We start from the raw sequence: 22,761 nt of genomic DNA on the forward strand, positions 1-22,761 counted from the left end.
GTTTTTTGTCGAGAATCTATGTCATCAGTTGAAGATACCCAACCGCTCATCAGTCATCTGGTTGAGCTGAGAGACCGCCTGTTGCGCGCCTTGCTGGCTGTGCTGGTAGTGTTTCTTTGCTTGGTATATTTCGCCAACGATATCTATACCTTCGTTTCTGCCCCTTTAGTCGATCGTCTTCCAGAAGGTACGAGCATGATCGCGACCGATGTCGCGTCGCCATTCTTCACCCCTATTAAGTTAACCTTGGTGGTGTCGGTGTTCGTGGCGGTTCCCATGATCTTGTACCAACTATGGGCGTTCGTTGCGCCGGGTCTGTATAAGCACGAGAAACGTCTGGTGTTGCCACTTCTGGCGTCAAGCTCACTGCTGTTCTACTGCGGTGTGGCGTTTGCGTATTTCATCGTGTTCCCGCTGGTGTTTGGCTTCTTTACCTCCATCGCCCCGGAAAACATTCAAATAGCGACTGACATTGCCAGCTATCTGGACTTTATCCTCGCGCTGTTTATGGCGTTTGGTATCGCGTTTGAAATTCCGGTCGCCATCATATTGCTGGTGTGGACGGGCGCGGTAGAGCCAGACGACCTACGTCAAAAACGCCCGTACATCATTGTGGCGGCGTTCGTGGTCGGTATGCTTCTGACACCGCCGGACATCATTTCTCAGACGCTGTTGGCGGTGCCAATGTGTCTGTTGTTCGAAGTGGGTCTTTTCTTCTCGCGCTTCTACAAGCCGCGTGGAGATGAAAGCGAAAACGAAGAGCAAAGCGAAGGCTAAAGCCTGTCAAACATCGAAAAGCCAGTGTTACACTGGCTTTTTTTATGTCTTCAATCGGTGGGAACACAAGTGATAGATATTGGCGTCAACTTAACCAGCAGCAGTTTGATAAAGACCGTGACGACGTGGTCGCGCGCGCCCAAGAGGCGGGTGTGACTACCATGGTGCTGACGGGAACGGATCTGGAATCAAGCCCAGAAGCGGCAGAGCTCGCTGCGCGTTATCCAGGCTTTGCGTATTCCACGGCAGGTGTGCACCCGCACGATGCCAAAACAGTTGAAGACCTGACGCTGCCGTCTATCCGTGCCTTGGCGCAGTTGCCGCAGGTGGTGGCGATAGGGGAGTGTGGCCTTGATTTCAACCGTGACTTCTCACCACGTTCACAGCAAGAGGCGGTGTTTGAAGCGCACCTGACACTTGCCGCTGAACTTAACATGCCCGTATTTTTGCACTGTCGTGACGCGCATGAGCGTTTCATGGCCATACTGTCACCTTGGCTAGATAAGATCCCAGCGGCAGTTTTGCATTGCTTCACCGGCACTGAAGAAGAACTCAAGGTTTGCTTGGATGCAGGCCTGTACATTGGTATCACAGGCTGGGTGTGCGATGAGCGTCGCGGCGAAGCCCTTCGCGACATCGTGCCGCTTATTCCTGATGACAAACTGATGATTGAAACCGATGCGCCGTATTTGCTGCCGCGTGATTTAAAGCCTAAGCCAAAATCTCGCCGCAATGAGCCATGTTATCTGCCCCATATTGCCAATGAAATTGCGCAGCTTCGTGAGCAAGATGTGGAACAACTGATTGCCCAAAGCACCGACAACAGCCGTCGATTCTTTGGCGTGTAATTGCCGCACCAGTGCAATCTGAAGATGCCCGCCGTTAGGGTGAGTTGAGTCCTGTATCTTCAGGTTGCTTGGGTATATGATGCATTCTATGTACTTGGATTAAGGAGGATACCGTGACTGTATCTATTCAGGGCGCGTTTCCTGCCCGTCGCATGCGCCGTCTGCGCAAGCATGACTTCAGCCGTCGTCTGATGGCAGAAAACCAACTTTCAGCGAGCGATCTCATTTACCCAATGTTCATTCTGATGGGTAAAAACCGCCGTGAAAGCATCGACTCCATGCCGGGTATCGAGCGTCTGTCTATCGACCTGATGTTGTATGAAGCAGAATATCTGGCAAAGCTGGGTGTTCCTGCGATCGCACTGTTCCCTGTGGTGCCACAAGAATTCAAATCGGCGACCGCGGATGAAGCACACAATCCAGAAGGTCTGGTGCAACGTGCGGTGCGTTTGCTGAAAGAGCACGTGCCGCAAATGGGCGTGATCACCGACGTGGCGTTGGACCCTTACACCCTGTCGGGTCAAGACGGTCTGACCGACGAAGACGGCTATGTCCTGAACGATGAAACCACAGAAGTGCTGATCAAGCAGGCACTGTCACACGCAGAAGCGGGTGCAGACATTGTTGCACCATCAGACATGATGGACGGCCGCATCGGCGCGATTCGTGAAGCACTGGAAGAAGCGGGCCATATTCACACCCAAATTCTGGCGTACTCTGCAAAATACGCGTCGCATACTACGGCCCGTTCCGCGATGCCGTCGGTTCAGCGGCAAATCTGAAAGGTGGCGACAAGAAAACCTATCAAATGGATCCAGCCAACAGCGATGAAGCCTTGCACGAAGTGGCAATGGACATCAACGAAGGCGCGGACATGGTGATGGTGAAACCGGGCATGCCATATTTGGATGTGGTTCGTCGCGTGAAGACCGAGCTCAAGGTACCTACCTTTGCTTACCAAGTGTCTGGTGAGTATGCGATGCACAAAGCCGCTGCGCTAAATGGCTGGCTGGATGAGCGCAAGACAGTGATGGAATCTTTGCTGTGCTTTAAGCGTGCGGGTGCGGACGGTATCTTGACCTACTTTGCGAAAGACGTGGCGCGTTGGTTGGCGGAAGAGCAGCAAATGGAGCTGCCTGAATTGCCAAACCAAGAATCGGCGGAGTAATCCAACGACCCATGAAAAAGCCAGCGTATGCTGGCTTTTTTACGTTTGAAGTCCTGTCTTTTCTAGGGAGAGACGTTGCGCTTGATGGGGTTTTGCAGCGAAATCAGGGTTTCGGTGGATTGCACTTCTTCGATGGCTTGAAGCTTGTCGATCAGCACATATTGCAGCTCTTCGATGGAGCGGCACATCAGCTTCACGAAAATGTTGTAAGCCCCAGTCGTGTAGTAGGCTTCAACCACTTCATCCAGTTGTTGCAACTTCTCCAGCGCAGAGTGGTAATCGCGCGCGGCATAAAGGTTGATACCAATAAAACAACACACGTCATAACCTAGGGCTTTGGTGTTCACTAACACCTCGGTGCCGGTAATGATGCCGGCAGTTTTCATCTTTTCGACGCGGACATGCACTGTCGCGGGACTCACTGCAAAACGCTTTCCCATCTCTGCGTAGGGGACCTTGGCATCGGCCATTAAGGTGCGCAGGATTTGGCGATCCAGATCATCTAATTTTGCAATTTCATTCATTTAAATTCACTAAACTCCATGTTAACCGCATTTTCCGTGCATGAAACTTGACCAAATTACGATTTAACCAATACGGTGTAATTTCTTCTTACATAAAAAAGAAACCTAAAAATAAATTCTTATGCGTCAGGTCATTAAGTGGTTAGTCTTCATTTTTATAACACTGAAGAGCGGCGCAGTGATAGCGTCGAGTCAGGTTCTTGCTATTCACTCCTACCATCCTGATTTTTTTTGGACCCAATCTCTGGTTGAAGGTATCGAGTCTGGCATCAAAGGACACGAGATCACGGTAGAGCATACCTATCTCGATTCCAAGCGCGTCCAGAGCGACGGTTACTTTGAAAACCTCAAAAGCCTGTATCAGGCACGCCTTGCCGACCATGATTATGACGCGATTCTCACCACAGACAACGCGGCGATGTGGCTGGTTGGTGAGCTGGCGGATGAGATTGGTGACACGCCGGTGATTTTCTCCGGCCTCAATACCGCGACCAGCAAAATAGATTACGCCGTCCCTCGCCTAACAGGGGTGAACGAGGCGATCGACATTTGGGATAACATTGGCCTAATCAAACAGGCGAACCCTGATGCAGAACGCGTCTGGATTGTGCTGGATGACAGTTTCTCCAGCCGGCAGTATTGGACCGCGATTGAATCGCAACTGGCGAGCGACACTCAAGGCGGCGTGGAGATCAAACGCTTTCACGGTTTGTTGTTTGATGAGCTGGTCGAGCAAATCGCTCAGTTAGATGCTGGCGATGTGGTGCTGTTCGTGTCCTACTTTAAAGATGCCAGCGGCACCTTTATGGAGCACAGCGACCTGCTAACCGCGATTCAAAGCAAAGCCAATGTGCCAATTTATGGTGCCAGCAGCTTTATGCTCCTTACGGCGTAGTAGGCGGTGTGATGGTTGATGGCAAACACCACGGCAGTGTGCAGGCGAGACTCTTGCGTGAGTCCCTGGCTGGTGTCATGCCAGCTGTGGTGATGAATGCCAACCGCACCATGTTTGGCTATGAAGCGGCGAAAAAATGGGGCGTTGACCTCTCTGCGTACCCGAATGCCGTGATTGCTGATAAACCCCCGTCATTTTGGAAGGCGCACCGCACTGCGGTGAACAGCAGTTTGGCCATCCTCGCGGTGTGCGCGCTGATCATCGCCATTCTCACCAAACACCTTCGGAAACAAAAACAAAGCGAGCGTGCATTGGCGCAAAGCCGTGCGCTGTTCAAAGGCGTGTTCGATCAAAGCATCAGTACATTGCGCTATTGGATTATCACGGTCGTGTGATATCCGCGAACGGGGCTTTCCAACGTCTATTCCCTGATGCTATGGCGAAATCCGCTTTGCCGTTATGGCGATGGTCAGATTGGTTGAGTGCCGATCGCATCAAATTACACGTCGAGTCTTTGATTGAAGGGCAGACCAGCCGCTTTGAAGCCTGCTTGCTGTCAGAGCAACAGCGCGAAGTGATTTTGGATGTCGCTATCAAAGCCTTGCCTGAACACAGCCACGCCGATGCGCAAATCCTGTTTGAGGCGCGTGACATTAGCCAGCGTAAATCGGCTGAGCAAAAACTGCAGCGCAGTGAAGTGGAATACCGCATGCTCTACGAGCAGCAGCCTGTGATGCTTTTAACCATCGATCAGCAATCGCGTATTCAGTCCGTCAACCAGTGTGCCTCTGAACTTCTCGCTTTTCCAAGCGCCACATTTTGGGCCACAAGGTGACAGACTTTTATGCCGATGGCAGTCCGCCACCGCGAAGCCTTCTTGCCAGCAAACGCAAAGACAGCAACACCGATATTCTTCGCCGTGAAATTCGCTATCGCACCAGTGACGGACAAGTACGATGGATTCGAGAAAGCCTTCGTTCCACCCAAGTGCAATCACAGCTCTTGCTGGTGGGTGAAGATATTACTGAAAACCGCCGCATGGAGCAGCAGCTTCGCTATCAGGCACAACACGACTTCCTCACTGGGCTTCGAAACCGTAACTACTTTGAGATGTGTCTGGCCGACGCATTGCGCGAAACTAATGAGATGGGACTGGTACATGCCATGTTCTACATCGATTTGGACCAGTTCCGTGTGATTAACGACACCGTCGGGCACGAAGCGGGTGACGAAGCCTTGAAGCAAACCGCACAAGTGCTGAAGAGCTTGTTACCTGAAGGTGCCACGTTGGCACGCCTTGGCGGCGATGAATTTGCCGTGATTTGCTACAACTGCAACGAGCAGGCGGCATTAAAGCAAGGTCACCAAATCTTGGAAGCCTGAGCGGGCTGGATTTCTATTGGAACAACGCGCGACTGGCACTCGGCTGTTCGGTGGGTGTGCGTATGCTTGACCACACCGCAGGCTCACCACAGCAAGTCCACGCCCAAGCGGACACCGCTTGTTATGCCGCTAAGCACGACGGCCGTAGCCGTGTTCACTTCTACCGACCTGAAGATCAGGAGCTTCGCCGTCACGAGCGCGAAATGGCGTTCGTGAACAAGATTCACCAAGCACTGGCCGAAGATAGAATTGAAGTTTACGCCCAGCCGATTGTGAGGGTCTCACCAACGCTGGGTGAGAAGCTCTACTTTGAAGTGCTGGTCAGAATGCGTGAAAGGACAGGTGAATATGTGGCACCCGGCCAGTTTATTTCGGCCGCTGAGCGCTACAACATGGCGCACCTGATTGATAAGCGCGTGATTGAAAAAACCTTGGGTTGGTTTGCGGCTAATCCGAAATATGTTGACGATATCGCGATGGTGTCGGTCAACCTATCCGGCCGATCAATGAGTGATCAGGGCTTTATTCAGTTCCTCATTGAAGCCTTGCGTCTGAGCATCCTTCCAAGCGACAGAGTGTGCTTGGAAATTACCGAAACGGCGGCAATCGGCAACCTGACCGACGCTATCGACCTTTTCACCCAACTTAAGAAACTCGGTTGCACCATCGCCTTGGATGACTTTGGCTCTGGGTTGTCTTCGTTTGGTTATCTCAAACGCCTGCCAGTGGACATTATCAAGATTGATGGTCAGTTCGTTCGAGATATCGCCGAAGATGAAACTGATTTTGTGATGGTGCGTGCTATCCATGAACTGGCTACCCAAATGGGCAAGAAAACGGTGGCGGAGTTTGTCGAGAACGATGCTATTTTGCAACGCCTCAAAACGCTCGGTGTGGATTACGCACAGGGCTACCACTTCAGCATTCCGAAACCTATGGATCAATTGGTGATGGAAACCTCGATACATACGCTTCCTAAAGCACTCACTGGCGCGAAGCGATGTAGCGCACTGCCGCTTTTGGCGTTTTCACAGGCCTGTTCCCGTCGAACTATGCCCCTTGGCTTTATTTGGGGTTATACTCGGCGGGATTATCGTTCTGGAGAACTCAGGTGCAGATTGCTTTAACCTGCGAAGCGCCTTCACGCGCTGACACCCTTACTGACATAGCCGCCCGCTGGGGCCTAACCCATGATGACAATGCAGAGTTTGCATTGGTGCTGACGGACACTCGCCTTGAATTGCGTAAACTCGACGAGCCGAAACTCGGCGCGGTTTTCGTGGATTTGGTTGGCGGTGCAGTAGGTCATCGCCGCAAATTTGGTGGCGGTAAAGGCCAGTCCATTGCCAAAGCGGTGGGCTTGAATAAAGGCGCAACACCGACGGTGCTGGATGCAACAGCCGGCCTTGGTCGTGATGCGTTCGTGCTGGCGTCTTTGGGGTGTCACGTGCAGATGGTTGAGCGCAATCCGGTTGTTGCTGCCCTGTTGGATGACGGTCTAGAACGAGCCAAAACTGACCCTGAAATCGGTCAGTGGGTGAGTGAGCGCATGACCATGGTGCACGCATCCAGTCACGATGCACTGGCAAAGCTGGTGGAAGACGGCGACGTGGTGCAGCCAGATGTGGTGTATCTCGACCCTATGTACCCGCACAAGAAAAAGTCTGCATTAGTGAAAAAAGAAATGCGGGTGTTCCAGTCCTTGGTGGGGGCCGATTTAGATGCGGACGGCCTGTTTGAACCAGCCTATGCGCTGGCAAGTAAGCGTGTCGTGGTTAAACGCCCGGACTACGCAGAGTTTTTAGCCGGCAAAACACCGTCAACCCAGATCGAGACCAAGAAAAACCGCTTTGATGTCTATGTGAAAGCGGCGATGCGTTAATTACCTTTGCAAGAAGGAGCGGTCGATTGGCGAAAACATTGTGTGATTGGAAAAGTAAAGAGATTGAAGCGATCTCGACGGGCTCTACAAACTGGTTAAAAAGCCCGAGTTTGTGTGTCGAAAATGCGCCCGCGTGGCCAATTCAAAAAAGGTGCTGTGCAAGCCCATTCCCCTGAATGAGTGAGCCCCAGAAACGAAAACGCCTCCCAGAAGGAGGCGTAACGGCTAGGGTCTGGATTACTCCATACCTTTAACCAGCAGAACTGTTAGTAGACCGGTAACTACCGATACCAACAGACCTGACACGATGATCCAAGGTAACATATCCATGATAGAGCGGGCTCACTTATAAAGGGTGTTAGAAATTATTTTTTGTTACGTGCCTATTTGATAACAGCTACTTTGTCTTAACAACGGCCTGTAAATAGCAGTTAATCATTATTAACAGGTTGAAACATATTGCTTTATCTTTGAACAAACTGTCTGTGAATACGTACAAAAAAACGCCCCGAAGGGCGCTTTTTGATCATGAAATGTTTCAATCTTTGTGAGGCAGTGCAAGCTTTAGTGCTTCGCGGGAAATGCTGTTCGCGGTGCCTGAATCGTTCAGTTTTTCCAAGGTGTCGACCAACCATGCGTAGTCGGTTACATCGGCTCTGACATCCAGTGCTTTTTCGAAGTGCTGACGTGCTTCATCCCACTTCCCTTCACGGAAATACAACTGGCCCAATGCGCTGTGTGTCACTGGGTTGTTCTCGTTGTAACGCAGCAAATCTTGCAGTTTTACAATCGCTGGGTGGTAATCCGGCAGGTTGAGCTCTGGCAGTAGGGCAATCAGCTTCTCATCGGGGTTCTTTTTCAGGTTCTCACGCAAAATCACGTAAGCCTCTGAGTCAGCCTGACGAGCGATCAGCTGTGTCACCAAACACGCAATCAATGGCGTTTGTTGGCGCGCATTGCGAGACAAGCCGTTCCAGTGCGCCAGCAGTCCGTCACTGCCTTTTTGCGAGGCGATGTGTGCCATCAATCCGCACTCGGCTTTCTGCTCGAGCTTGTTCGCTTCAGCATCAGTCAGGGCTTTTGCGCGTTTTAGTGACGGCAACAGGCGAAGAAGTGCCTGCCAGTCCTGAAGCTGAAGGTAAGTGTCTTTCAGCAAGGACAGCAGCACGGTGTTGCGCGGGTTGGCATCCACCAAGCCCTGAAGGCTTGCCAGTGCTTCTTCATACTGCCCCTGACGGTATTGCAGCTTGGCACGGGTCAGTGCTGTCGCCAGGCTATCCGCGCCCACATCGTTTGCTTGTTGCAGGTATTTGTCTCGGCTGTCGACATCACCGCGGTTTTGCGCCGCTTCAGCAGCTGCCAAATAGTTGAGCAGCGGTGCATCACTGTAGGAAGAGCCTTTAACAACCAGCTTCTCTGCTTGTTTCCAGTCGCCTTCCAGCAACTTCAGCATGCCGTCGTTGGTCAGTGCACGCGCTTTCTTGTTTTTTCTGCCCGCGAACCAGCCGCGGGTAGAGCTAGACAGCGAGAACAGCTTGCGAAGGATAGCTTCCAGCAAGAAGAAAGCTGCAAAAGCAAACACGACCAAGATGATCAGTGTGGTCAGACTCATCTCAATGGTCTGGTTCGCCGCAGAAATCAGTACATAGCCTTGGTTGCCCGCAAGCTCAGGCCCAACTACGATGCCGGCAATCAGGGCAATGACCAGCAGAAGGATTTTGATCATTGGCTCGCCTCCTCAGTTGGCAGCGGAGCCAGATCGCGACGTAGGCGCTCTGCCAACAAATCGCTGATCAACTGCTGGCTGTTCAGGGCATCTGGGTAGCTCACGTCAATGGTTTGCTTACTGAGGTAGTCCAGTGTGCTGATAAAGCTTTCGGTGATTTTGGCGTCTTGGTTGTAGAAACGCTCCGCCCATTCAGACGCAGTTTTTAGCGACTCGGCATACAGGCGGCCATTGCCGCGGTAAACCGCTGTCATTGCCTGATCCAGTTTGGCTTTGAGGTTTTCTTGCAAGTAGAACGTCTGCGCGGGTGTCAGCAAAGGCACCACGTTGCCATCTCGTTTGCGGTAAGTAATGAACTGACCCACAAAATCGCTCATCGACGCTTTAAGGTTCTGCTGCCAGTCATCCACGTTGGTGGATACGGTTTCCGGCGTCACTTCTTGCGCTTCTGGCATGATGGCATTTGCCAACGGCAGTTTATCGACTTCCTGTTGCAGGCTGGTCAGACGCAGCACGATACCGTCAACGTCTATGCGTTTGATGGCTTTCAGTTGTTGGATGTCTTTTGCCATCGCCTGACGAATCGGTGTCAGTGATGGGTCATTGAGCTCTGCAATACGTTGGTCTGCCGTTTCCATCAAGGTGGTAGCAGTCAGCACGTCATGTTCAAGCCATAGCTGACGACCTGCTTGGTTCACCAAGTATTCCGCTTCGGCCAGTAGCCAGTCATTCGGGCGACGACCCTTCACGTCCGCCAGTGCTTTTTGCAGGCTTTGAATGGTTTTGTCTTGTTGGGCGATCAGCACGTTGGTGTCTTGGGTCGCTTTCTCAACCGCTGACTGCGCTTTTTCTTCGCTGCTCGCCAGGGCTTGTTTGAGATCTGATACTTGGCTGTTCAACGCCGCAAGTTGCGCGTTTGTTTGCGTCGCTTGTTGGTGGCCGTGGTAATAAAGGCCTGCACCGAGCGCAATCACTAGCACAATGGCAATCGCGCCTAGTTTGTTGCCGCCTTTTTTCTGTTCTTGCGCCTTTGGCTCAGCCTTGGTGTCTGGTGCAGCGGTTTGCTCTGGTTTTTTGGTAGCGTCAGCCGATTTCGTCTCGGCGGCGTTATCGGTCGACGCGGTAGTGTTTGTGGTAGGGGAATTGCTGGCTTTTTTGGCAGAAGCTGGCTTTTCCTTGCCGGTAGAGGATGCTGGCACTGAAGTGTTTTTGTCTGTGCCCGAAGTCTTATTGTTGTCTGTCATCCGAATGTCCCGAGTTATTCATCTCGTATAACGCGTTAAACAGCACCGTATTTGAGGGACTGCTTACGCAACTGATAGCGTTGAAACCAAGCTCAATTGCTTGATTATAAATCCGTTTGCTAGGCACCAGTATATGGCATTCTCGCAACCATTGCTGATCATGGTCTGAGAATGACTGATACATCAGCGTCAATTGTTCACCACTGGTGAAGACGATGGTATCGACATTTTCCCTGCGCCATTGCGTGATCTGGGATGATAAGTGCTTGTCATCCCAGTGTCGTTGATAGGCCTCAAAATAGCGCACTTGCGCACCGTTTTTTGCCAGCGTGTCACCTAAAAGCGGTCGTCCGCCATTTCCACGCAAAATCACTACATCTATCCCATCCACGTTTGAAAACAGAGAAAGAGAGAGCATGCCTTCGCTGTCTTCCGTGGGTGGCAAGGTCGCATTCACACCTGCAAGTGATTGCCAGACGGACGCTGTTTTTTCGCCGACGGCAACGTAATGGAGGTCGTCTCGCCACGCTGTTGTGTCTTTAGATAATGTGTCCACCGCGTATTCGACAGATCGCGGGCTTACCGCAATGACCACGCTGTTCGGTGGTAAGTCACACAGGGTTTGACAAAGGGAAGGGAGATCGCGGCCGGGAGAGAAAGAAAGTAAAGGCGCCGGCAGCGCCCTTACTCCAGAGACGTTCAGTTGTTCAACCAAGGCTTCACACGAGGGTGAAGGTCGAACTACCAATACGGTCATACTTCGTCCTGATACAGTCTTTCAAGGATGGCGCGAGCGCCATCTTCTAGCAGTTGCTCAGCAAGGCCGGTACCCAGCTCTTCCGCTTTCTCTAGCGGGCCAGTTACTTCGCCGCTGATGATTTTGCTACCGTCTGGCTCGCCAACCAAGGCGCGAAGGTGGATTTGGTCACCGTGAATTTCTGCGTAGCTGCCGATTGGCACCTGACAGCCGCCCATCAGACGGTTGTTCATAGCACGTTCACACAAAACGCGGTGCGTGGTGTTGGCATCGGCAAGTGGAGCAAGCAGGGCGCGAACGCGATCGTCATCCAGACGACATTCGATACCGACTGCACCTTGGCCAACGGCTGGCAGGATTTCTTCCGGTTCGATTTCGTTGCGGATACGGTCATGCAGGTTCAGGCGGTTTAGACCCGCTGATGCCAAAATGATGGCGTCGTATTCACCGGCATCCAGTTTGCCAAGGCGTGTGCCGACGTTACCGCGCAGATCTTTCACCACCAAATCTGGGCGCATGGCGCGCAGTTGGCACTGACGGCGAAGGCTAGACGTGCCCACAACCGCGCCTTCAGGCAGTGCGCTGATGCTTTCGTAGTTGTTTGAAACAAAGGCATCACGCGGGTCTTCACGCTCACAGATGGTGACCAGACCCAGACCTTCAGGGAATTCGACCGGCACGTCTTTCATAGAGTGCACCGCGATGTCCGCGCGACCTTCCAGCATGGCTTGTTCCAGTTCTTTTACGAACAGGCCTTTGCCGCCTACTTTTGCCAGCGGCGTATCTAAAATAATGTCGCCTTTGGTGACCATAGGCACCAATTCTACAACCAGTCCTGGGTGCGTCGTTTCAAGGGCATGTTTTACATATTCTGCCTGCCACAATGCCAGTGGGCTTTGGCGTGTCGCGATGCGAACGGGAGTTGAATTCATAGTAGCGTCCATTTAATTTGCTTGGGCAAATCTTATCACCGCTTGTTATCCCTTGATAATAGAAGCTAATAACTTGCGTAAATCGTGCGAAGTCGAGCGACTTCGTCTAAGCTAGCGTGATGGAGATCAAGTATTTTGGGTCTTGCTGGGGTGGATAACCCTGCTTGGTTCACTGTTTTTTGAATCAAATTTGAGATAAAGCGTTGTGTATCTCACAGTTTTGGTCATATAGTGAGCGAAGTGAAGCGATAATATAGAGACGTTGGTCGCTTTACGCTCCGAAGAAAAACTGTTAGATTGATCACGTTTTTATCCATGGGCTCCGAAGTCGTACTTATATCGGACCCGTTACGTTGACTAGGATGTCGGCAACTTTGGATGTTTATCTTGCAAAACTATGTTGATCAGCAATTAGAGCGTCTTAATGACTTCAATCGCGTGCGATTGGAGCGCGCCAGAAGCGCTATGCACTCTCAGGCCGTTAATATCTTTAACGTATTGCCTGTATTGCTGCACTTTAATCATCCTGCTGTCCCTGGTTACCTAGAACGTAGTGTCGTTCATGGCATTTCCGATTTTTCCCTTTCTGATATCCAGCAAGACTTCGTTAACGACTGTGCGCTAGCACTGAATTCTGCTGTGCCTGAGAAACCTGTTTCTCAAAACTTCCCAATCAAAGGCCTGTTTTCAATGGGCAGTACTGCGTCTATGGGGCAGAGCCTGACCAGTGACCTTGATATTTGGGTGTGTGTGCAGCAGTGGGTGAGCGAAGAAGAGCGCACCATGCTGGATGCGAAATGTTCGCTGATTTCTGATTGGGCAATGACACAAGGCGTTGAGGTCAACTTCTTTGTCATGTGTGAACAACGCTTCCGCCAAAATCTGGCGCAAGAGATGACCTCTGACAACTGTGGCTCCACCCAGCACTACCTGTTGCTCGACGAGTTTTACCGCTCTGCCGTGCATTTGGCGGGTCAGCAGTTGCTGTGGTATTTCGTGCCGCCGGAAATGGAAGGGTGTTACGAAGAATACGTGGGCGAGATGATCGCCAGCGGTGCAATCAACCGCGATGATTATGTGGACTTTGGCGGTCTGCCATCTATCCCCGCGGAAGAGTATTTTGGCTCCAGCTTGTGGCAGCTTTATAAGAGTATCGATTCACCTTACAAATCGGTGCTGAAAGCGGTTCTGTTGGAGGCGTATTCTTGGGAATACCCAGGCACTCAGCTTTTGAGCGTGGACGGCAAACGCCGTTTCTTCTCAGGCATGTTGGATGTCTACCAGTCTGATGCTTATTACCTGATGCTGGAGAAGGTCACGCGCTACCTTGAGCGTATTGATGACCATCGCCGTTTGGATCTGGTACGTCGTTGTTTCTACCTCAAAACCCACGAGAAACTCACTCGCGAACCGGGTCCAGGCTCCGTGCCATGGCGACGTGAAGTGCTGTGTGTGTTGACCCGTGAGTGGGGTTGGACGCAAGACGACATTGCGCGTTTAGACAATCGCCGCAACTGGAAAGTGGAAGAAGTCAAAGAAGCGCACAACGAGCTGCTTGAAGCGTTGATGTTGAGCTACCGTAACCTTATCCGCTTTGCGCGTCGTAACGACATTACCTCGGCAATTAGCCCAGAAGACATCAGTATTCTGGCGCGTAAGCTGTACGCGGCATTTGAGGTGCTGCCGGGTAAAGTAACCCTGCTGAACCCTCAGCTTTCACCGGATTTGCACGAACCGAACCTGAGCTTTATTCAGGTGCCGGAAGGTCGCAGTAACCCGCCGGGTTGGTACTTGTACAAGCAGTCATTGAAGCCGGTTGACATCATTGGTCGTGCGCCACTTGAGCACAACCGCTACCTATCTAAGTTGGTGGCTTGGGCGTACTTCAATGGCATGCTGACAGAGTCAACCTGTCTGAATTCGGTGGCGAAAGCGAGCAACGTCGACATCGACAAGCTTTACCAGCTAGTGAGTGACATGCGAAACACCTTCTCGGTGCGTCGCCCACAACCGTCGCTGCAAGCCCTGTCGAGCCCGTGTGAAATTCGCAAGCTGGCTCTGTTTATCAACTTGGAACAAGACCCGACCACAGAGCTGAAACAGCCTGCGGTACGTTTTGATTTCAAAAACACTGATATTTTCAGCTACGGCCCAGAGCAACAATGCTTGGTTGGCAGTGTGGACTTGGTCTACCGCAATAGCTGGAACGAAGTGCGTACCCTGAACTTCAAGGGTGAGAACGCCATGCTGGACGTGCTGAAAACCTTGCTGGGTAAGATGCACCAAGACGCTATCCCGCCTGAGTCCGTGGACGTGTTCTGTTACGCGGGCAAGATGCGTGGTTTGATCCGTAATCTGGTTTATCAATTGGTGGCAGAGTGTATCGACATGCGCCTGAAACCGATCGATCAGGAAAAACGCCGTCGCTTTAAAGCGATTCGCGTGGCCGACCAAACCTTCGGTCTGTTCTTTGAGCGTCGTGGCGTGTCTGTGCAGAAGCTCGAAAACTCGGTCGATTTCTACCGCTCTATTTCTACCAACAAGATCAACGGCTCGCCGATTGTCGTGTTGGATAAAGACGGGGAAGTGCATCCGCCGGAAGTGGTGGACGCGTACGCCAGTGAAGGCCTGATCCAGTTCTTCTTCGAAGACTGTGATGAAGGGTTCAACATCTATGTGCTGGATGAAAACAACCGTGTTGAGGTGTATCGTCAGTGCAGTGGTGATAAAGAAGAGATGGTGCAGGGCGTGAACCGTTTCTACACCGCGCCACAGGATAAGAGCAGCTTTAGTGGTCAGGCTGTGAACTTTAACCTGCCGCAGTTCTACGACATCGTGTATCAAGCTGACGGTCGTGCGCAGGTCATTCCGTACAAGAGCGATCGCCAGTGGCAGCGCAATAACGAATCTCGCTCAGAAACCGCGCAATTTGCCTCACGCTAATTTCATCGCGTAATCGCTGACAAGTGGCCTTGTCAGCGACTCAAAAACTTACCAGTCGACCGCTTCGCCCGCGTGCTTTGCACACTCTTGCTTCACCATCGCCATAAATTCCATACCGGTTTTGCTGCACAGCCATTTACCGTCTTTATAAGCAAAGTGGAAACCGCCTGATTTTGACGCCAGCCAGATCTCTGACATCGGCTCTTGACGGTTAATAATGATTTGGCTGCGGTTCTCAAATTCCAGTGTCAGTACGTTGCCATTGGTTTCGTAATCGATATCTGCACCGCTTTCGTCAATGCCTTCTTCGATGGCCATCCACTCGGCGTCCACCAGTTCATGGTATTGGCTTGTGTTCATTACATTCCGTCCTATTGCTTTTCAGTGTGTTGATGCGATTATATACCCAAACGCGCTTGAAAAACTGCCTCGGGATATAGGTCAGTTATAAAGCGTATTCACTCTTGATATACGGGCACTGAAGATGCGAACGACCCTAAAACTTGCTGTGTTGTCAGCAACAGTACTGCTGTCAGCGTGTGGCCAACAAGGCCCACTTTATTTTCCGGAAGACGCACCTGCACAAAATGCAGCACCTGCCCAGACGGAAATTGCAAACGACACGCAAGCTCAGGATCCCGCTCAGCAGTAGAGTAACGGACAGGGAAGGACAACGTTGGACTATTTTAACTATCAGAATGACGGACAATTGTGGGCAGAGGATCTGCCGTTGGCACAGTTGGCTGACACTTACGGCACGCCGCTTTATGTGTACTCGCGTGCCACGCTAGAGCGTCATTGGCACGCCTTTGATTCTGCGGCGGGCGACCATCCGCATCTGATTTGCTATGCCGTGAAGGCGAACAGTAACCTAGGTGTGCTGAATGTGTTGGCGCGTCTTGGCTCGGGCTTTGATATCGTTTCACAAGGCGAATTGGAGCGTGTACTGGCAGCAGGTGGCGATCCGGCGAAAGTGGTATTTTCCGGTGTGGGTAAGACTGCAGTGGAAATGGCACGTGCGCTGGAGCTGAACATCAAATGCTTCAACGTTGAATCGGAAGCGGAGCTTGACCGCCTCAATCAGGTGGCTGGTGAGCTGGGTAAAGTGGCACCTGTTAGCCTGCGTATCAACCCGGATGTAGATGCGAAAACGCACCCGTATATCTCAACGGGTCTGAAAGAAAACAAATTCGGCATCGCGTTTGACCGCGCTCGCGAGGTTTACCGCTATGCAGACAGTCTGCCGAACCTGAATGTTCAGGGTATTGACTGTCACATTGGCTCTCAGTTAACTGACATCGCGCCATTTATTGAATCCACAGATCGTCTGCTGGCACTGATTGATGCGCTGCGTGAAGACGGTATCAACATCACTCATTTAGATGTAGGCGGTGGCCTTGGCGTGACCTATCACGAAGAAAAGCCGCCTCAGCCTTCTGAATACGCCAAAGCTTTGCTGGAGCGTTTGGAAAATCACGCCGATATTGAACTGGTGTTTGAGCCGGGTCGTGCGATTGCGGCCAACGCGGGTTTACTGTTGACCACAGTGGAATACCTCAAGCACAACGAAGAGAAAAACTTCGCCATCATCGATGCCGCGATGAACGACCTGTTGCGTCCTTCGCTTTACCAAGCGTGGCAGGAAATTGTTCCTGTGAAACCGCGCGAGGGCGAAGCCAAAACCTATGATTTGGTGGGCCCTGTGTGCGAAACCGGCGATTATCTCGGCAAAGACCGCGCTTTGGTTCTTGAGGCGGGTGATGTGCTGGCGGTGCGTTCGTCAGGGGCATACGGCTTTGTGATGTCATCGAACTACAATACGCGTTGCCGCGCCGCTGAGATAATGGTGGATGGCAGCGAGGCGCATGTTGTGCGTCAACGTGAACCCCTGACCTCTCTTTGGGAGTTGGAACAGGTTTTACCTGAATAAAGGATCCGGATGCAGATACAGTTTTCCAAAATGCATGGGCTCGGCAACGACTTTATGGTCGTTGATTGTGTTACCCAAAATGCGTATTTCTCTCCGGAAATGATCCGCCGCTTGGCGGATCGAAACACCGGTGTAGGGTTCGATCAGTTGCTGGTGGTTGAGCCGCCTTACGATCCGGAAAGTGACTTTCACTACCGGATTTTCAACGCAGACAGCAGCGAAGTAGAGCAGTGTGGCAATGGTGCACGCTGCTTTGCCCGTTTTGTCCGTATGAAAGGGCTGACCAACAAGCATTCCATTCAGGTCAGTACCAAAGCGGGCAAAATGGTCCTGAAGGTGGAAAGTGAAGATTCGGTCACGGTGAACATGGGCGAACCCATTTGGGCACCGGCGAAAATACCTTTCCGCGCAAACACCGAAGAAAAAACCTATATTTTACGTGTGGATGACCGCACTCTGTTTGTGGGTGCCGTGAGCATGGGCAACCCTCACTGTGTGACAGTGGTGGACAATGTCGACACCGCAGATGTCGAAACATTGGGCCCGCTGGTTGAATCTCACGAGCGTTTCCCTGAGCGTGTTAACGCAGGCTTTATGCAAGTGCTGTCTCGCAATGAAATTCGTCTTCGCGTCTACGAGCGCGGTGCGGGTGAAACCCAAGCGTGTGGCAGCGGCGCGTGTGCGGCGGTTGCGGTTGGCATTGCCCAAGGGCTGCTTGATGAGTCAGTCAAAGTAAACTTGTTGGGCGGCACGCTACACATTCGATGGCGAGGACCGGGACATCCGCTCTACATGTCGGGACCGGCGTCGCACGTTTACGATGGACAAATAACAGTATGACGGAGCTTTCCAAGCTCGATAGGCCACTGGTACAGGCATTGTCTGATGAAGCCGTGGTGAGTTACTTAAAAGACAACCCTGACTTTTTTATTCGCCAACCTGAGATGGCGGAGCAGCTTCGCATTCCTCATGCGGAGCGTGGTGCCATCTCGTTGGTGGAAATCCAATTAGGTCGCCTTCGTGAGCGCGTGGCCCATCTGGAAGAAGACATCACCCAGTTGATGAGCATTGCCGCAGGGAACGAAAAGCTGTTTCGTGCGTTCGCAGAAGCGCATCGCGCCTTGTTCGCCGTCAACCGTGAAGAAGGCATTCATCAAGCTCTGCGTGAGCTGGCGAAATCACTGAATCTCAGTGTTAGCCTTAGGTTGTTCGACTCTGAGCACCACGGTCTCAACCGTAAAAGTGTGGACGCGGTAAAAGCGGCGCATTTTTGTGGTCAGCGTATTTATTTGGGTCGCCTTCGTAAAAGCGACGGTGAGCATTTCATGTCGCAAGCCCCAGAACTGGGTTCTTATGCGCTGATCCCGGTGAGCCAACACAAAGAGCTCGGCTTTTTGACCTTTGCCAGCCGAGATGGTGGCCATTTTCAGCCGAGCATGGACACCTTGTTTGTTGAACAAATCGCAGAACACATCGGCATCTTGCTGACTAAGTGGCAGGCGGAGTAATGAGCCTGCCTTCCACGATGGAAAAGCCGCTCTCACGTTTTTTTGAATACATGATCCGTGAGAGAGGGCTTAGCCGACATACCGAACTTAACTACCGCCAACAGCTCACTGCCAGTGCTGATTATCTGGTTAAACTGGGTGTCACCAAATGGCAGGATGTCGACGCCGCTTGGGTGCGCCAGATTGCTGCGCAAGCCAAACGTGACAAGCTAAAGCCAGGTAGCATCGCTCTTCGTCTTTCCGCCCTTCGCAGTTTTTTCGATTTCATGGTTGCCGATGGTGCCATGGGTGCCAACCCAGCCAAAGGCGTGGCGGCGCCCAAGCAAGGCCGCACCTTGCCGAAAAACCTCGATGTGGATGAAATCAACCAGCTATTGTCGGTTGATGCCGATGACCCGCTAGCCGTGCGTGACCGCGCCATGATGGAGCTGATGTACGGCGCAGGCCTGCGTTTGTCGGAGCTGATTGGCCTTAACATGCGTGATGTCGCCGTCCGAAAGGGTGACCTTCGCGTGATTGGTAAAGGCGACAAAGAACGCATTGTCCCGTTCACGGGTATGGCCAAAGAGTGGCTGATGAATTGGCTCAAAGTGCGTAACCAGCTTTTGAAAGGGCCTGAAGACGCGCTGTTTATTTCTAAGCTTGGAAACCGCATCTCGCCGCGAAGCGTACAAAAACGTATGGCGGAGTGGGGACAAAAGCAGGCGGTAAATAGTCATATCAACCCGCATAAACTGCGCCACAGTTTCGCGACGCACATGCTGGAATCATCCGGCGATTTGCGCGCGGTGCAGGAGCTTCTTGGTCACGCCGACTTGTCGACGACCCAAGTGTATACCCACCTCGACTTTCAACATTTGGCGAAAGTGTACGACGCCGCGCACCCAAGGGCGCGCAAGCGAAAAGCGGACTAAGAGGCACTGATGAAGTTTTATCGCCGCTGGCAGCCTGTTCAGGCCATGACTTTTGATTTGGACGACACCTTGTATGACAACCGTACGGTGATCTTACGCGCCGAGCAGTTGTTGCTGGATTGGCTGCAGGCGCGTTGCCCCGAAATGTCGGCTTTTGATTGGGCGGAATGGCAGGCAATGCGACTGCAGGTCATTGAGCGTGATGTGAGTTTGGTGGGCTTTGTCACTGACATTCGTCGCGCGCAAATCACACTGGCGGCAGGTCGCTGCGGAATGGACGCCATCAACGCCAAACAGTTTGCCGATGAAGCCGTGGCGTTTTTCCTCCACGAGCGCAGCAATTTTTCAGTGCCTCAAGACGCGTTCGATACCTTGTCTGCGCTCGCCGAAGACTATCCGCTGATTGCTATCACTAACGGCAATGTCGACAGTGAAAGGCTTGGTCTCTCACCCTATTTCCAACAGGTGTTTGCCGCCGGTCCAGATGGCGCAGCAAAACCCGATGGCGCGCTGTTTATCAAAGCGCAGCAAGCGTTGGGACTTCCTGTGAGCCAGATTTTGCACGTGGGCGATCATTTAAAATCTGACGTGCGCGGTGCCAAACTGGCAGGCTTTAAAGCGTGCTGGTTTAACGACACAAAAAAGCCGCTGACAAAGCAGCGGCACGCATCCATATTGCCGGATGTGGAAATCTCTCACATCGGCCAATTACTCTCGCTTACCCGCGATTCTTAAGCCAGTTGTCTACGGCCAGCAAGCCTGGCCCCATGATGACAGTTACCAGCAGCATCACGCCCCACATTTGATGGTCAAAGAACCCTTTTTCCCAAAGAGCAGGGTAAGACACCACCGCAATGATGTTGAAAAAGAACAGCACAAACGCAGCAGGGCGAGTCAGAAAACCCAATGCCAGAAAGACAGGAACGATAAGCTCAGTGGCCGTGCCCAAATAGGCGGCGAGTTCCCATGGCAACACAGGCACCTGATATTCATATTCAAACAAGAACAAGGTGCTGTCCCAGCTGGCAATTTTGGTTTGCCCAGCATTAAAGAACACCCACGCCACCCACAGGCGACAGATCAGCAGCAATACAGGAACAAGAGGCTTCAGCGCAGCTTCGAAGAGTTCGTCCAATTTGTTAAATACAGCAATCATATGCCTTTTCCTTTTTCTTATTGAAGGTGAACGAGCGTAAAGTCAGTAAACACACCCCGCTGCATTGCCGCAGCCAGATGAGAAAGCAATGGTGGGTCAATTAACCCCATTTCATAGTCGCGACAGGCATCGATAAGCTTGGCTTCATCAGGCTCAATCGAGATCAGCTCAACGCCGTCTTCGGTTTTTTGCAGCAAGATGCCTTCACCTTGCGTCATGTCGATGGATGACAGCGCATCGCCATCGTTTCGTGACACAGCCTGCCAGATAGCGCGGACCGGATAGGCACTGATCATCACTGATACGGACGACGACACCGACAGGCGAATGTGTTCAAACTGATCAGGGCGAAGCTGCTGCAATGCCAGCAGCGGAAATACGCTCGCCGTCAGCGGTGTTTGATTGACCTGCTGCAGTTGCCATTCGAGCGTGGCAATGTCCGCCAGATACGGGACAGCGTCGATGATGTTGGGAATAGACGCGATAGTGCGGTCAAACCCTTCGCCGTATTGGTCGGCGCAAGAAGACGTCATCGGCGTTGCCAACACATGGTGCCTTGCTAGCGCGTCAAAGCATTCACACCCCACCAGTGCATGCACTGTGGGATAAACCGTTTCCAAGCATTCACTCAGTGTCATCACAAAGTTATTGCGATAAACCTGCATCAAGCGTCTGCGTCGGTCAGTCCGTTGGATACTGGCAGTGTGTAGTCTTGGTAGTGCAAGGCTTCACTGAACTGTCGCTGCAGTGTGGCAAGATCTGGCGCACTCATAGGGCGACTCCGGTGAGTGGCGTTAAAGACGCTTGGGTCACAGCCTTGAGTATCTTGTCTGCCTTTGCTGCTTCCGCGAGCAGTACTTCAGGGGCAGGAATGTCCCTGTCCCATTCAATCAGTGTGTGGCGCGGGCCATTTCGAGCAATCCACGCTTCATACAACGCCCAAACCGGCTCAGAGACGGGCTGGCTATGAGTATCTATCCATATTTCCCCTTCGGGCAAAGGATTGACGGTATAACCTGCTAAATGAATTTCTTGTATCCACTGAGGGTCGATAGCGTCGAGGTAGGTGTCAGCATCAAAGCCGTGATTAAAGGCACTGACATGGACATTGTTTAAGTCCAGTAACAAGCCACAGCCTGTGCGCCTTGCAACTTCAGCAAGAAAATCCCACTCGGTGATGGTGGAGTGTTCATACCGTAAATAGCTCGACGGGTTTTCCACCAGAATCTGGCGACTTAGGGTGTCTTGCGTGATGTCCACATTGCGACAGAAGATATCTAATGCTTCTTCTGTGTAAGGTAAGGGGAGCAGATCATTAAAGTAGGCACCATCAACAGAACTCCAGCTCAAATGATCGGAGACAAACAACGGATTGACCGTGTCGACCAAACGTTTGAGGTTAGAGAGGTGTGCGGTGCTTATCGGGTCAACGGAGCCTAAAGACAGGCCGACCCCGTGGCAACTGATGGCGTAACGGCGCTGCAAGGTATGCAACGCCTGAAACGCCTCAGATTCAGGCTGGAAAAAGTTCTCGCTGTGTACTTCTAACCATCCGATATCCGGGGAATGATTAACGAAGTGGTCGTGATGTGGGTGTCGAAGCCCCACGCCAATCCAAGGAGAAATCTTATCCATGCCTAAGCCTCTTCGTCTTTATCGATTAAGAAGCGGTGCCAGAACCACCTACCAGGCGATCACACAGGCCTTTTGGAACAACAACGAATGCGTCTTTCTGTGCATCTTTGGTCGAGGTACCTGCACAAGAGCTGGTTGCTGTTGCACAGTCGTTTTTACCTGCTTTAACCACGCCATAGCACTTCTCTTTCTCTGCTGCTTGTGCAGGAGTAGTCGTCAAAGTGGTAGCACCAACAGCCAGCAGACCCGTTACAGCAGCAGCGACAGCAAGATTAGTCTTTTTCATGTTCAATCCTCTCTCTTCGGACGGATGTCTTTAAGATTATCAATTGGTTGTAATACGGCGCAGTCTTCAATGACGCGCTCAACTAAAAGGATAGGACGCAAGACTGAAAACTTTCGCCTTCATGCTTATTTTTTATGCATTAAAAAGTCTCAATTTTTCGAAGCTATTTGTAACTGATTGAAAAGTAGTTATTTAAGCAAAGGCTTTTTTATGGCTAATGCATTAGTGTTCATAGTATTTTCAAAGAGAAAAA

Annotated in this window: 24 protein-coding genes and 2 pseudogenes; 16 read left to right on the forward strand and 10 right to left on the reverse strand. The window is 51.8% G+C overall.

Features of this window, described 5'->3' with window-relative positions; genetic code table 11:
- Nucleotides 1–18: 18 nt before the first annotated feature.
- The 3 genes and pseudogenes from tatC (at nt 19) to hemB (ending at nt 2,793) form a co-directional block, all read left to right on the forward strand.
- Nucleotides 19–777: a Sec-independent protein translocase subunit TatC gene (gene tatC / locus ATN88_RS06710; RefSeq protein WP_067413235.1), complete on the forward strand. Its 759-nt coding sequence runs from the start codon at nt 19–21 to the stop codon at nt 775–777.
- A 69-nt stretch (nt 778–846) separates the two neighbouring features.
- Nucleotides 847–1,625, forward strand: a pseudogene (tatD, locus tag ATN88_RS06715) (3'-5' ssDNA/RNA exonuclease TatD).
- Nucleotides 1,626–1,738: 113 nt separating this feature from the next.
- Nucleotides 1,739–2,793, forward strand: a pseudogene (gene hemB / locus ATN88_RS06720) (porphobilinogen synthase).
- Nucleotides 2,794–2,855: 62 nt separating this feature from the next.
- Here the strand turns inward: hemB and asnC are convergent.
- Complete coding sequence (gene asnC, locus ATN88_RS06725; protein WP_067413240.1) at nt 2,856–3,317, reverse strand: transcriptional regulator AsnC; 462 nt, start codon at nt 3,315–3,317, stop codon at nt 2,856–2,858.
- A gap of 178 nt (nt 3,318–3,495) precedes the next feature.
- On the opposite strand from asnC, the gene ATN88_RS26900 reads away from it, so the two are divergent.
- Genes ATN88_RS26900 through ATN88_RS06735 form a run of 6 tightly spaced genes read left to right on the forward strand, consistent with a single transcriptional unit; the run spans nt 3,496 to nt 7,477 of the window.
- Complete coding sequence (locus ATN88_RS26900; RefSeq protein WP_232312891.1) at nt 3,496–4,212, forward strand: type 1 periplasmic-binding domain-containing protein; 717 nt, start codon at nt 3,496–3,498, stop codon at nt 4,210–4,212.
- A gap of 11 nt (nt 4,213–4,223) precedes the next feature.
- Nucleotides 4,224–4,607, forward strand: a complete 384-nt coding sequence (locus ATN88_RS26905) for a hypothetical protein (RefSeq protein WP_232312892.1) — start codon at nt 4,224–4,226, stop codon at nt 4,605–4,607.
- Nucleotides 4,604–5,047 (forward strand): PAS domain-containing protein, encoded by a 444-nt coding sequence (locus tag ATN88_RS26910; RefSeq protein ID WP_232312894.1) that lies wholly within the window; start codon nt 4,604–4,606, stop codon nt 5,045–5,047. The genes ATN88_RS26905 and ATN88_RS26910 overlap by 4 nt, the downstream gene beginning before the upstream one ends.
- A complete protein-coding gene (locus ATN88_RS26915; protein ID WP_232312896.1) occupies nt 5,044–5,595 on the forward strand; it encodes a GGDEF domain-containing protein in 552 nt (183 codons plus the stop codon). The genes ATN88_RS26910 and ATN88_RS26915 overlap by 4 nt, the downstream gene beginning before the upstream one ends.
- On the forward strand, nt 5,535–6,722 hold the full coding sequence (locus ATN88_RS26920) for an EAL domain-containing protein (protein WP_232312897.1): 1,188 nt from the start codon (nt 5,535–5,537) through the stop codon (nt 6,720–6,722). Before ATN88_RS26915 ends, ATN88_RS26920 begins: the two co-directional genes overlap by 61 nt.
- On the forward strand, nt 6,707–7,477 hold the full coding sequence (locus tag ATN88_RS06735) for a class I SAM-dependent methyltransferase (RefSeq protein ID WP_067413244.1): 771 nt from the start codon (nt 6,707–6,709) through the stop codon (nt 7,475–7,477). The genes ATN88_RS26920 and ATN88_RS06735 overlap by 16 nt, the downstream gene beginning before the upstream one ends.
- 538 nt (nt 7,478–8,015) lie before the next feature.
- Here ATN88_RS06735 and ATN88_RS06740 read toward each other — a convergent pair.
- From ATN88_RS06740 to hemC, 4 genes are read right to left on the reverse strand one after another with little or no spacing between them, the layout of a single operon-like run.
- Nucleotides 8,016–9,203, reverse strand: a complete 1,188-nt coding sequence (locus tag ATN88_RS06740) for a heme biosynthesis HemY N-terminal domain-containing protein (protein ID WP_067413247.1) — start codon at nt 9,201–9,203, stop codon at nt 8,016–8,018.
- Nucleotides 9,200–10,447, reverse strand: coding sequence for a uroporphyrinogen-III C-methyltransferase (locus tag ATN88_RS06745; RefSeq protein ID WP_067413250.1), 1,248 nt, complete (start codon nt 10,445–10,447; stop codon nt 9,200–9,202). Before ATN88_RS06745 ends, ATN88_RS06740 begins: the two co-directional genes overlap by 4 nt.
- Nucleotides 10,431–11,204, reverse strand: a complete 774-nt coding sequence (locus tag ATN88_RS06750) for a uroporphyrinogen-III synthase (protein ID WP_067413253.1) — start codon at nt 11,202–11,204, stop codon at nt 10,431–10,433. Before ATN88_RS06750 ends, ATN88_RS06745 begins: the two co-directional genes overlap by 17 nt.
- The gene (hemC, locus tag ATN88_RS06755; protein ID WP_067413257.1) at nt 11,201–12,136 is read right to left on the reverse strand and encodes a hydroxymethylbilane synthase; all 936 of its coding nucleotides are present in this window, start codon (nt 12,134–12,136) and stop codon (nt 11,201–11,203) included. Before hemC ends, ATN88_RS06750 begins: the two co-directional genes overlap by 4 nt.
- 378 nt (nt 12,137–12,514) lie before the next feature.
- Between hemC and ATN88_RS06760 the strand changes: the two genes are divergently transcribed.
- Complete coding sequence (locus tag ATN88_RS06760) at nt 12,515–15,079, forward strand: class I adenylate cyclase (RefSeq protein WP_067413261.1); 2,565 nt, start codon at nt 12,515–12,517, stop codon at nt 15,077–15,079.
- A 48-nt stretch (nt 15,080–15,127) separates the two neighbouring features.
- Here the strand turns inward: ATN88_RS06760 and cyaY are convergent, their stop codons facing one another.
- Nucleotides 15,128–15,439 carry an iron donor protein CyaY gene (gene cyaY, locus ATN88_RS06765; RefSeq protein ID WP_067413265.1) on the reverse strand — a complete coding sequence of 104 codons (312 nt, stop codon included), beginning with the start codon at nt 15,437–15,439 and terminating at the stop codon, nt 15,128–15,130.
- A gap of 124 nt (nt 15,440–15,563) precedes the next feature.
- Here cyaY and lptM point away from each other — a divergent pair, with 124 nt between their 5' ends.
- The 6 genes from lptM to yigB are packed head-to-tail and all read left to right on the forward strand — an operon-like array spanning nt 15,564 to nt 20,166.
- On the forward strand, nt 15,564–15,731 hold the full coding sequence (gene lptM / locus ATN88_RS25480) for an LPS translocon maturation chaperone LptM (protein ID WP_083539434.1): 168 nt from the start codon (nt 15,564–15,566) through the stop codon (nt 15,729–15,731).
- A 24-nt stretch (nt 15,732–15,755) separates the two neighbouring features.
- A complete protein-coding gene (gene lysA, locus ATN88_RS06770; protein WP_067413268.1) occupies nt 15,756–17,009 on the forward strand; it encodes a diaminopimelate decarboxylase in 1,254 nt (417 codons plus the stop codon).
- A gap of 9 nt (nt 17,010–17,018) precedes the next feature.
- A complete protein-coding gene (dapF, locus tag ATN88_RS06775; protein WP_067413271.1) occupies nt 17,019–17,849 on the forward strand; it encodes a diaminopimelate epimerase in 831 nt (276 codons plus the stop codon).
- A complete protein-coding gene (locus tag ATN88_RS06780) occupies nt 17,846–18,517 on the forward strand; it encodes a DUF484 family protein (RefSeq protein WP_067413274.1) in 672 nt (223 codons plus the stop codon). The genes dapF and ATN88_RS06780 overlap by 4 nt, the downstream gene beginning before the upstream one ends.
- Nucleotides 18,517–19,431, forward strand: coding sequence for a tyrosine recombinase XerC (gene xerC, locus ATN88_RS06785; protein WP_067413277.1), 915 nt, complete (start codon nt 18,517–18,519; stop codon nt 19,429–19,431). Before ATN88_RS06780 ends, xerC begins: the two co-directional genes overlap by 1 nt.
- A 9-nt stretch (nt 19,432–19,440) precedes the next feature.
- On the forward strand, nt 19,441–20,166 hold the full coding sequence (yigB, locus tag ATN88_RS06790) for a 5-amino-6-(5-phospho-D-ribitylamino)uracil phosphatase YigB (RefSeq protein WP_067413280.1): 726 nt from the start codon (nt 19,441–19,443) through the stop codon (nt 20,164–20,166).
- Here the strand turns inward: yigB and ATN88_RS06795 are convergent.
- The 4 genes from ATN88_RS06795 to ATN88_RS06810 form a co-directional block, all read right to left on the reverse strand.
- A complete protein-coding gene (locus ATN88_RS06795) occupies nt 20,150–20,587 on the reverse strand; it encodes a DoxX family protein (RefSeq protein WP_067413282.1) in 438 nt (145 codons plus the stop codon). The genes yigB and ATN88_RS06795 overlap by 17 nt on opposite strands.
- A gap of 17 nt (nt 20,588–20,604) precedes the next feature.
- On the reverse strand, nt 20,605–21,252 hold the full coding sequence (locus ATN88_RS06800; RefSeq protein ID WP_232312899.1) for an HvfC/BufC N-terminal domain-containing protein: 648 nt from the start codon (nt 21,250–21,252) through the stop codon (nt 20,605–20,607).
- 103 nt (nt 21,253–21,355) lie between these two features.
- Nucleotides 21,356–22,222, reverse strand: a complete 867-nt coding sequence (bufB, locus tag ATN88_RS06805) for an MNIO family bufferin maturase (protein WP_067413285.1) — start codon at nt 22,220–22,222, stop codon at nt 21,356–21,358.
- 25 nt (nt 22,223–22,247) lie between these two features.
- The gene (locus ATN88_RS06810) at nt 22,248–22,508 is read right to left on the reverse strand and encodes a BufA1 family periplasmic bufferin-type metallophore (RefSeq protein WP_067413288.1); all 261 of its coding nucleotides are present in this window, start codon (nt 22,506–22,508) and stop codon (nt 22,248–22,250) included.
- Between the last annotated feature and the right edge of the window lie 253 nt (nt 22,509–22,761).

This window comes from Enterovibrio coralii, assembly GCF_001559595.1.
In the GTDB taxonomy this organism is placed as follows: Bacteria; Pseudomonadota; Gammaproteobacteria; order Enterobacterales; family Vibrionaceae; genus Enterovibrio; species Enterovibrio coralii.

Bases quoted from the DNA above. Each gene is read 5' to 3' on its own strand.
- tatC (WP_067413235.1), top strand. From the start codon at position 19: ATGTCATCAGTTGAAGATACCCAACCGCTCATCAGTCATCTGGTTGAG.
- asnC (WP_067413240.1), bottom strand. From the start codon at position 3,317: ATGAATGAAATTGCAAAATTAGATGATCTGGATCGCCAAATCCTGCGC.
- ATN88_RS26905 (WP_232312892.1), top strand. From the start codon at position 4,224: ATGGTTGATGGCAAACACCACGGCAGTGTGCAGGCGAGACTCTTGCGT.
- ATN88_RS06740 (WP_067413247.1), bottom strand. From the start codon at position 9,203: ATGATCAAAATCCTTCTGCTGGTCATTGCCCTGATTGCCGGCATCGTA.
- ATN88_RS06745 (WP_067413250.1), bottom strand. From the start codon at position 10,447: ATGACAGACAACAATAAGACTTCGGGCACAGACAAAAACACTTCAGTG.
- ATN88_RS06750 (WP_067413253.1), bottom strand. From the start codon at position 11,204: ATGACCGTATTGGTAGTTCGACCTTCACCCTCGTGTGAAGCCTTGGTT.
- hemC (WP_067413257.1), bottom strand. From the start codon at position 12,136: ATGAATTCAACTCCCGTTCGCATCGCGACACGCCAAAGCCCACTGGCA.
- ATN88_RS06760 (WP_067413261.1), top strand. From the start codon at position 12,515: ATGTTTATCTTGCAAAACTATGTTGATCAGCAATTAGAGCGTCTTAAT.
- cyaY (WP_067413265.1), bottom strand. From the start codon at position 15,439: ATGAACACAAGCCAATACCATGAACTGGTGGACGCCGAGTGGATGGCC.
- lptM (WP_083539434.1), top strand. From the start codon at position 15,564: ATGCGAACGACCCTAAAACTTGCTGTGTTGTCAGCAACAGTACTGCTG.
- dapF (WP_067413271.1), top strand. From the start codon at position 17,019: ATGCAGATACAGTTTTCCAAAATGCATGGGCTCGGCAACGACTTTATG.
- ATN88_RS06780 (WP_067413274.1), top strand. From the start codon at position 17,846: ATGACGGAGCTTTCCAAGCTCGATAGGCCACTGGTACAGGCATTGTCT.
- xerC (WP_067413277.1), top strand. From the start codon at position 18,517: ATGAGCCTGCCTTCCACGATGGAAAAGCCGCTCTCACGTTTTTTTGAA.
- yigB (WP_067413280.1), top strand. From the start codon at position 19,441: ATGAAGTTTTATCGCCGCTGGCAGCCTGTTCAGGCCATGACTTTTGAT.
- ATN88_RS06795 (WP_067413282.1), bottom strand. From the start codon at position 20,587: ATGATTGCTGTATTTAACAAATTGGACGAACTCTTCGAAGCTGCGCTG.
- ATN88_RS06800 (WP_232312899.1), bottom strand. From the start codon at position 21,252: ATGCAGGTTTATCGCAATAACTTTGTGATGACACTGAGTGAATGCTTG.
- bufB (WP_067413285.1), bottom strand. From the start codon at position 22,222: ATGGATAAGATTTCTCCTTGGATTGGCGTGGGGCTTCGACACCCACAT.
- ATN88_RS06810 (WP_067413288.1), bottom strand. From the start codon at position 22,508: ATGAAAAAGACTAATCTTGCTGTCGCTGCTGCTGTAACGGGTCTGCTG.